Below are 8,904 nucleotides of genomic sequence, written 5' to 3'. Positions count from 1 at the left end.
CCTCCTTTAAGGTAAGTTAATTTCAATTTGTACTAATGAATCAGCAGTAGCATTAGCGCGAAATACAGCACGTCCAAAAGCAATACCGCCACTTGTTACAAATTTACCTGTGGCAGCATCTACTTGAACAACTGTTCCATTAGTGACATCGCCGCCAGCTACGGCAAAAATATTGCCTCGTTTTACAACTGGCACTGGCTGCCCTACTAAATACTTTTGGTCATCCGCATTCGTCGTATAGTCATGAATTTCACGTGCTAACGCAATACCGATTGGCGTGCCACCCGTTTTTACTGGCACAACTCCTGTACCATCTGGGCTTAATTGTACAGCTGCACCAAATGGAATGACCTCTTTAGCTGGATAACTGTCAGCTGCATACTCCTGATAATTTGCTAATTGCCCAGGTTTACCTGCAATGGGCATATACTGCCCGTATTCTGTAATGGCCATTTAATAGCCCTCCTTTATTGGTTAATCACGCATGTTTAAGCGTTGTGCACGCATTGTGTTGACATCTGTACTTTGACTTGCATCACCTGTCCACATAGAGTTAGCGCCAGTGGAAGAATAGCCATTTGACTGTACTAACTCAATCGTTGTATCAAAACGGGCATCAATATAATCGTCTGACTTCCCATCGCCTTTAAAATCCTTGCTCGTTGTCGCAATGACTGCTTCTTTGATTTCACGGTCTGTTTTACCTGTGAAATCGAACGAATCACCTAGAAGGGGCTTTGTTGCGCTAATAAGTTGGACACGTGCCTCAACTTGCTTGTCTAATTTGTCTGCAGACATTTGCTTTGCCTTTTCATCCGCAAGCTCTTGCTGAGTATTTTGTAGTTTTATTTCTAAAGCATCTAAGCGCCCCAGCAAGGCATCTACAGCATCCGTTTTTTTCTTTTTCGGCTCTTCCTTTTTTTCTGGTTCTGTTTCCTCTTCCTCCGGATCTTCATCTGTTGTTGAAGTAGCAGCTGCTAATTGTTCAATATGAGCCTTTACTGCTGGATCAATCTCATATTCTTTTCCGTTAATTTTGTACTTAACCAAAGTAGTTCCTCCTTTGTTATCACCTGAATCAATTTGCCATGCGTCACTGTCCGCGCGAATGGCTACCTCTGGACCAGCTCGCCCTTGCTCTACGATGGCAATGTGGTTAATTTCAATATTACGTTGGACGTATTCATACGGCTGTCCATTGTAAGAGCCACTTTCAGCAATGACATCCGACATAAAGCCAATGCTAATCTCCCTCTTGCCGTCATGCACTTTTTGGATAAGGTCTTTATCTGTAATCGTGAGCGATACATATAGCTTGAGGTCCTCAACTTGCACATCTGTATGGCTCATGCCCTTTGCGTAAGTCTGATAGTTGTCTAAAGTAACAGGCTCACGAGGGTGCTCATCTGTAATTGGCTTACTGCGTGCGGATCGGATTGTTAAATCGCTGAATATTTCGTCAGGCAGCTTAGCCTCCATTTGAACAGTCCCGTCTTGCCGCGCATAAGGAAAAACACCAGGACGAGTAATCGGCACACGTACCGTCAGATACCCTTCTGATGTTTCTGCATAATCGTTTATTAAACTGCGGTCATAGCGTTGTAATTTCAAGCCATTCCCTCCTATTCATTTCGTGCAATAGCAGCGTTCGCCCACATGACTGCTGTTTCCAACTCTGTAAATGCTACAGACTTTTCACGCGAGTTTGGACATAAGTTGTCAATAAGATAAGCTAGCTCTTTTGCTTTCTCACGGATAGCCCCATATTTTTCTGTCTGTCCCGCTTTTGGTGCATGATACTTAAAATTATTTTCAACAACGGGATTTAGATGTTCTCCTACTTTCGGCATAGGTTCACCCCCTTTCAATTTAGAAATTAGTGCGACAATATCACCTGGAGGGCGCTCCCATCTCGTCCAGCTCATATATCAAGCTCCTCTTCTAGCATTTTTTCGATAACCTTAATTACATCAGCAACAACATTCGGATCAGTCTTTTTTTTACGCTTTGTAGCCTCTAAAACTTTCAATACATCTTCAACACTGCCCTCAATGACAATATCAGTAGAAGCCTCACCCACATAAGATGACTGGCTGTAACGTACTTGTCCAGCTGGTAAAGGCTGCGTAATACCCACTGGTACTTCTAGTTCTTGTATATTCATTAAAATCATCCTCTCTTTCTAAATTCCCAAGCGCTTGGGATTTTGACCAAAATAAAAACACCTAACCTTTTGCAGTTAAGCGTTTTATTCTTCTTTTATAACACCTATTTTTTTAAGATGTTCTTGTAATTTTTTCTTACTTCGCTGTTTTTCCTCTTCTGTAGACTCAACCTTCCCGATAACTTCTCCACCTAAAGGCTGGGTCCAACGTGGATCACTGAATGGTTTTTTCTTACTCATTGTATTCCTCCAATAAGATATGATAAATGCCATTTATTTCTTCAATGGACTCTACTTTAAATTTAGAGCCTCGTTCATACAATATTTCTTGTTCACCTTCATTGAAATGGCTGATATTCCTGCCATTTGCAGAGTCCAAAATATACAATTGAACTTGACCATCAAAATTATAAATATCTCCTTTGGTAGTAGAAATAAATTCATTATACATCACTATAGAACCCAGCATATGACTACTCATAAAATTGTTCAACTCGTCATTACTATAAAAATATAACGAACGGCTTAAATCACCCTCGTATTTCGGCATTTTCTGCAAGGCTGTATCTAAATGGTTAACTAAAACCACATCTTGTTTATCAAGAGGTAATCCATTTCTCAATTTATCATTCAGTTTGTAAGAATCTGAACTGATATATTGATTTATTGCTCTCGTTTCTTCCTCTGTCAGCTCTTCATCCACAGGTTGTTCTGTCGTTGATTCAATTTCTTCCTCATCATCAAAAACGGGAATGGCAATACAACGACAACGGAAGTCCTCACCAGGCAGCCCAACAGCAGGTGGATCATCGTATGAAAAAATCTTATCTTCAAGCTCTTTATGTGATTTCCTTACCCGCTCATCCTTAGATGTACGCCACTTAAAACGCTCTACCCCCATATTTTGATGCCTTTGTGCGGTCATCTGTCCAAAAAGGCTGCCTGTTTGATCTACAGCTACAAATTCTGCTCTACGGCGTGACATGTCAATCTGTTCTTCTAGCTGCTGGCGTATTTGTTTGTGACTGCTGCCATTATTCACACCATTTAACACAATGTTTTCAATTTTCTTGGTGTAGTCATCACGGATATTTGTGATATAGCCAACGTTTTTCTCGACATTCTCTCGCATAAATGGAGTGAGCCAAGGTTCTGTGTCGGCTGGATTGATGCCCTTTATCCTGCCCTGTTGCTCCATGTTGGTTTTATTGTTTTGATTCAGGTTTTTCATGAAGAGTTCAGCCGCTTTTGTCGCTTTCTGCTGTGAAAACAGTTGTTCGATTGCTTTTGACAGTTGATTGAGTACCCGCTTCAAACTATCAAACAAGCTATCGGCAACAAAAAAACCGCTGCTGTCTGCGCGGTTGCTATCAATGTATTCTTTTAATTGTGTATCGTATACGGCTAATGTGGCTTTGCCTACCTCTTGGACCAGTTTATCAATGGAACGGTAATAAGACGCCGTGACAGCATCAGGAAAGCGTGTTGGCGGTACATGTTTAGCCATGTGTGCCGTTTTCCTTCCATTTGCCGTACACTTCGCCAGCCATACGCTGCCAATCTGCATCATCACCGCTAAACTTAAAGTTATCTGCTATCCCAAATTGTCCAAACCTTGCTTCCCGTACTTCATCTGCTGTAATAATGCCATTAGACACATAAATCTGGTCAGTTTCAGCAACAATTTTCCGAATTTCTGCATCTGTTTTTGAATCTACAGACCACAATGGATTGAATTTAATTTCCCATTCGATGCTGTCAGGGTCAATGCGGCCTCCTGGTTCTTTTTCAGCCCACATGAGCATGCGAATTAATTGCTCAAGGAGCGGCTTCATTTCATTTTCTTGGGCGGATGTGATACGAGCATAATAATTCATGACATCGTACTGTGCGCCTGTCAGTGTGCCCGCTTCTTGTCCTTTAATGACACTTTTCGGCATCCGTGCAGCTGCGGCAATATAATCCCATGTAAAGTCGAGCAAATCTTTGATACCCGCCACAGGTGTTGTTTGCTTGGTAAGTGATTCATCCTTACCGATAATTGCTAACGCTTCTGTTCGAAACATGAAATCTAGTAGCATACTCATTTCTTTTTTCTCTGCTGGAGAAACATTTTTGACATCTTCCGATGCATATACCTTAAATGTGAAATCATGCAATATCTGACCGACAGACCACAAAGACGTGTCTAGTACAGTAATGGCATCATACAGTGTTTCTAACAACGACATTCCTTGTTCTTCATCTTCTAAGCGTCTTGTTTGGTCGTGTAACACGCGTGAATAATGCACAAGTGATTCTGTTTCTACTGCCTGGATACCGCTCCGTGATGCTCGGTTAATACGTAATTTCTCTAACTTTCCGTAAGCTCCGTCGAACACATCATCATTGATTAAAAATTCATTGACCTTCATGGAGGAAAACGGGTGCAGATAATCCACAGAAAGCAAATTATCGAATCTTAAAGGGTCTTGTAATTCAAACTTACTTTTTTGCGTAACACCTAGCGAAATGAATCCATCACCACGCATACGCTCATACATACGCGCTTTTTTAAAAGCACCTTGTGCATTAAGATCAGCTAAACGTGCCATAATGTCCTGGGCAAGCTTATCGTCTTGCATTCGCAATGTAAACCAGTGCCTCGTCATATCCTCGGCTGGGATGTCCACAATATTTTGCACAATCGGATTATCTGCATAGAGTGCAGATATTTCGGCATGTGTCAATTTCCTACGCACACCAGGGACTTGCCGAGTAAGTTTATCCTTGGCGTTTGCCTTGCCATGCCCTTGCATAAAGTCCACTACGTATTGTTTAGCCTGTTCAAGCAGACTCAATATTCATCACCTACCTAATACCTAAAAACCCGCCCATTCTCTTAATCGTTCTAACGGATTTGAATTATTTGTATACAATTGATTTAACGCTTGTGTTGTCATATCCACTAAGTCGTCATGCGCCGCATTCGGGAATGACACGAGCTCTTCTATTACATCCTCTGTCCACGAGCATATATTCGGATGAGGTAAATAGACATTGCCCGCTTCAAACAATGGCGATACCGCGTTTGCACGTGCCTCCTTACCACCGTCTGGATTAACTGGCGTAATACCGCTGATTTCATCTTTTAACATTTCGATAATAGCCGAACCGTTTGCTTTATCTTCAACATATTTGCTCCGTGCTTGTGGCCATTTATCAGACATAGCACGTATTGCTTTCATTGTGTCAGCAAATCCCATACGGCGATGATCCACGTCTAAAAGGAAATATTGAGCTTTCTTTCGTGACCATACACCACCAGCAACAAAGTCACTTGTTGACGAATCTTTGAATGTACAATCCCAAGATTGAGCCAGTTTATCAAAATGGGTAGGCAGGACGATCACATCATCACTCAAGCCCCATTGACGCTTTTGTTCCTCCGAGCGGACATAGTATTTAATCCATTCTCGTTTGAAGATGTTACCGCCTGCAGGAGCGGGTCTTTGCTGATACAGTGACGCCCATGTTCGTGAGCCAACCTCAGCTTTTTTATCCTCAGCCCACTGCTTATCAAAGCCAAGCTCTGGACATAAAGGTTCACCTATTTCACGGGCTAATAAATCATCTTCATCCTCTGCTATAGCAGGTAATCGCAATCGCACCCACTTACGAGGACTACGAGAAAGTAAGCGGCCAATTAGATCATCCTCATGCCATCGTGTCATGATGACAATAACAGAAGCTCCATCATGTAAACGAGTTGATAAGGTCGCTTCCCATTCGTCCCAAATACTATCGCGTATCGTTTGTGACATGGCCTCTTTCATATTTTTGATTGGGTCATCAACAATCATTAAGTCAGCGCCTTGACCTGTGATAGAACCACCTATACCAGTTGAAATCATACCGCCTCGCCTGTCTTGAATTCCCCAATCCTTTGTAGCTGCATTGGAATCGGATAAGCGTACATTAAATAGATCATGTGCAAATTCGTTGAATTTATTACGATTTAAACGACCAAATTTAGTCGCCAATCCATCCGAATAGGCAGCAGCTATTACCCTTTTATCAGGATTTTTCCCTAAATAAAATGACGGAAATGATTCTGTTACCGTCATACTTTTGCCATGTCGTGGTGGCATTTCTATTAATATAGATAACTGTTCACCATCGGCCACGCGTTGGAGCACATCACAAATCAATTCGGTGTGACGATAATGCTCATAATGACCATGATGTACGTATTCAACATAATCACGGTAGAAGCGGCGAGCTAATTCTTTATCCGCTTCTGTTTCCAAAGCTCTCATTTCCTCATCGCTTAGAATTGGCAATCGCTCTCAGCTCCTCCATTGTTAAATCACTTAAATCAACGCCTGTGGTGTTGCCACCGCCAGCACCTTTTGTTTCAGAACGTACTTTCATAATTTCCGCTTTTGTTTTGTCAATATTCAAACGTGCCAGCTCATCTTGTAATCGTTTACGTGTATTTTCACCAAGTAGATCATAAAATTTAGCAAGCATATTAAGAGCAGCCATTTTTTCTGTAAGCTTGACTTTAAACATGCCATCTTTACCTTTAGATAATTCACTAATCAACGTGCCATCCACTTCATTGGATGGTTTTAAATAAAATGCTGTATAGGTGTACGGTACTGTACGTGTGATTTCTTTATCGAGGTTCCCTTCTTTATCGAACTGTTGTTCTACTTCTGTAACTGTCGATTCGATATTTTCGAAGCGGATGAAATCATTCATATCCGCAAATGCAATATCAATGTACTTTTGTAATACCGCTTCTGCTGACAACATTAGCCCATCCGCAATGTCTTTTTTTAGTCTGGTAATTTCCGCTTTTATGCCATCATTCGCCATCATCCGATGAGCGTTTGCATGGGCGGTTCGATAATCGCACTCATACGCTTTCTGATAGGCTTTTGTAGCGTTCCAGCACCGCACATAATGCATGCAAAAAAGCAACTGTCTATCGTTCAGACCGTTGCTTTGTATGAGCTCATATTCAACTGTTTTTTGTGGCCGCTTCTTAGGGCTACCACGAGTAGATTTTTTATTTTTAGGTTGGTCATCATCCCAATCATCTTCTTTGCGCCAACGCCGCAGTGTGCTTTCGCTGACATCGAATTTTTGTGCAATTGCTTTGAATGTGACTTTACCTTTATTTTTACAATAATAATCATATGCCTTTTCTCGATTAGTCTTAGCCATCCTGCATAAACACCACCTCCATCATTTGTTTTGACATTGCCTCATTGTGCTAGTAGCTTCGCAAAATAAAAAAGACGTCATAAAAACTAATATATGTTTTTTATAGCTTCTAAAGGACTTGAAGTTAAAACCTTCCTTACCGTTCTATCTATCGCTTCTTGCTCTGTATAACCATAGTCAATACTAATATGGTCTGGATAACCTAAATAATTTACTGTAACTCGATACTTCCCAGTAATAAAATCCTTTTCGCTAATATAAACTTCAAAATCATAACCATACATATGAATCTGCTTCTTAGTGATTTTTTCCAAGCTATTCACCTCCATATAATAATTATAAATTAGTGGGAAGTTAATCGTAATGTATATTTCATTCTAAAGGGAAAATACTGGCAAATCGAGATTGAAAACCACGCTCAAAAGAATGTGGCTGAATAAAATCATTAATTTGATAGTTATTTATTGAATATTTTCTATAATTCTTAACACCAGATTTGTATAATTTGTTTTACAGTCCTTAACATATCTATGATGGTCCCCTATAACACCATCCTTAGAAGTCAATTCAAATATAGGTTTTAACGCTGTCTGGGCCATTGGAATTAATGAGTTATAGTTTTTCATCTGCCCAATTTTATATTGGTTCTCTATATCTGGCTCACTTTTAATATTTTTTGACTTTGAAAGTGGCTCATAGACAAAATTCTTGATATATTTAGGAATTTCTTTTTCCCATTTAACCCATGCTTTAACTGGTTTTCTTCCATATTCATTAAATTGAGACACAATATACCCAGAAAACTTAGGAGCACTTTGAGGTATTATAAAATCAGGGTCTATTGCTGTTCTTTCAATAGAGTCTTGCCATTCCTCTACCCAATTTGATAATGTTCTCCCTAAGTTTTGTGACCCTCTTAAAGAAAATAAATCAGGAATCAGAGGGATAATAAAATGGTCACAACTTAACAATAATGACCGATTCAAGCTTCCTAAATTTGGACCCAAATCAATCAAAACAAAATCAATCTCATATTCTTTTGCAAACTTGGTATAGAGCCTATAGATGGCTGTAGTTACTCTAAAGCCTCTTTCTTGTCTGGCTAAAACTTGTGTCCAAGTTTCTGATAGTATCGAATCAAAATCACTTAATAACAAATCCCCTGGGTAAATCCAAATATTCCTATTATTAACCTTTTTAGGTTGAATAAAGTCTACATCACCAGACCCTTTAATAATTGGTTTTACAGCATCATAAATACTACTTTGTTCAGCATTCCATATATCTTCTATTATCTCTAAATCAAATATATGAGAAGTTAGGTTACACTGTGGATCACAATCGACAAATAATACTCTATAACCTTGTTGTTCCAATTCAAACCCTACATGATATAAAGTAGTAGTTTTCCCGACTCCACCCTTATTATTAAAAAATGAAATTGATTTCATCAAAATTACACTCCTTTCTTTAAAGATTAAAATTCACCAAAACTATGATTTTTTCCTCCATAAAATAATATATTC

At 39.8% G+C, this 8,904-nt stretch carries 11 protein-coding genes; all 11 read right to left on the bottom strand.

All coding sequences use genetic code 11. The annotated features are described in order from the left end of the window. Nucleotides 1-6 precede the first annotated feature (6 nt). The 11 genes from ADM90_RS14275 to ADM90_RS14230 all read right to left on the bottom strand — a co-directional run bounded on the left by ADM90_RS14275 (nucleotide 7) and on the right by ADM90_RS14230 (nucleotide 8,829). Entirely contained in the window at nucleotides 7-453 is a 447-nt protein-coding gene (locus tag ADM90_RS14275) for a structural cement protein Gp24 (protein WP_053995633.1), read from the bottom strand. Between the two features lie 21 nt (nucleotides 454-474). Beyond that, nucleotides 475-1,611, bottom strand: a complete 1,137-nt coding sequence (locus tag ADM90_RS14270) for a DUF2213 domain-containing protein (protein WP_053995632.1) — start codon at nucleotides 1,609-1,611, stop codon at nucleotides 475-477. Between the two features lie 11 nt (nucleotides 1,612-1,622). Beyond that, nucleotides 1,623-1,850, bottom strand: a complete 228-nt coding sequence (locus tag ADM90_RS14265) for an Acb2/Tad1 domain-containing protein (protein ID WP_053995736.1) — start codon at nucleotides 1,848-1,850, stop codon at nucleotides 1,623-1,625. Nucleotides 1,851-1,921: 71 nt separating this feature from the next. Then, nucleotides 1,922-2,164, bottom strand: a complete 243-nt coding sequence (locus tag ADM90_RS14260) for a hypothetical protein (protein WP_053995631.1) — start codon at nucleotides 2,162-2,164, stop codon at nucleotides 1,922-1,924. An 84-nt stretch (nucleotides 2,165-2,248) separates the two neighbouring features. Continuing rightward, a complete protein-coding gene (locus ADM90_RS24540) occupies nucleotides 2,249-2,404 on the bottom strand; it encodes a hypothetical protein (protein WP_161804081.1) in 156 nt (51 codons plus the stop codon). After that, nucleotides 2,397-3,671 carry a minor capsid protein gene (locus tag ADM90_RS14255; RefSeq protein WP_053995630.1) on the bottom strand — a complete coding sequence of 425 codons (1,275 nt, stop codon included), beginning with the start codon at nucleotides 3,669-3,671 and terminating at the stop codon, nucleotides 2,397-2,399. The genes ADM90_RS24540 and ADM90_RS14255 overlap by 8 nt, the downstream gene beginning before the upstream one ends. After that, the gene (locus tag ADM90_RS14250) at nucleotides 3,664-5,004 is read right to left on the bottom strand and encodes a DUF1073 domain-containing protein (protein ID WP_235473562.1); all 1,341 of its coding nucleotides are present in this window, start codon (nucleotides 5,002-5,004) and stop codon (nucleotides 3,664-3,666) included. Before ADM90_RS14250 ends, ADM90_RS14255 begins: the two co-directional genes overlap by 8 nt. A 21-nt stretch (nucleotides 5,005-5,025) precedes the next feature. Next, entirely contained in the window at nucleotides 5,026-6,462 is a 1,437-nt protein-coding gene (gene terL / locus ADM90_RS14245; protein WP_053995735.1) for a phage terminase large subunit, read from the bottom strand. Nucleotides 6,463-6,466: 4 nt separating this feature from the next. Continuing rightward, nucleotides 6,467-7,378: a terminase small subunit gene (locus tag ADM90_RS14240; protein ID WP_053995628.1), complete on the bottom strand. Its 912-nt coding sequence runs from the start codon at nucleotides 7,376-7,378 to the stop codon at nucleotides 6,467-6,469. A gap of 86 nt (nucleotides 7,379-7,464) precedes the next feature. Beyond that, on the bottom strand, nucleotides 7,465-7,692 hold the full coding sequence (locus tag ADM90_RS14235) for a hypothetical protein (RefSeq protein ID WP_053995627.1): 228 nt from the start codon (nucleotides 7,690-7,692) through the stop codon (nucleotides 7,465-7,467). Nucleotides 7,693-7,839: 147 nt separating this feature from the next. After that, nucleotides 7,840-8,829, bottom strand: coding sequence for a ParA family protein (locus ADM90_RS14230; protein WP_053995626.1), 990 nt, complete (start codon nucleotides 8,827-8,829; stop codon nucleotides 7,840-7,842). Nucleotides 8,830-8,904: the final 75 nt, after the last annotated feature.

The organism is Lysinibacillus macroides (assembly GCF_001281525.1).
GTDB classification, from domain to species: Bacteria; Bacillota; Bacilli; order Bacillales_A; family Planococcaceae; genus Lysinibacillus; species Lysinibacillus macroides.
The sequence above is the reverse complement of the archived record's forward strand: the minus strand, read 5'-3'. Positions and strand labels throughout refer to the sequence as shown.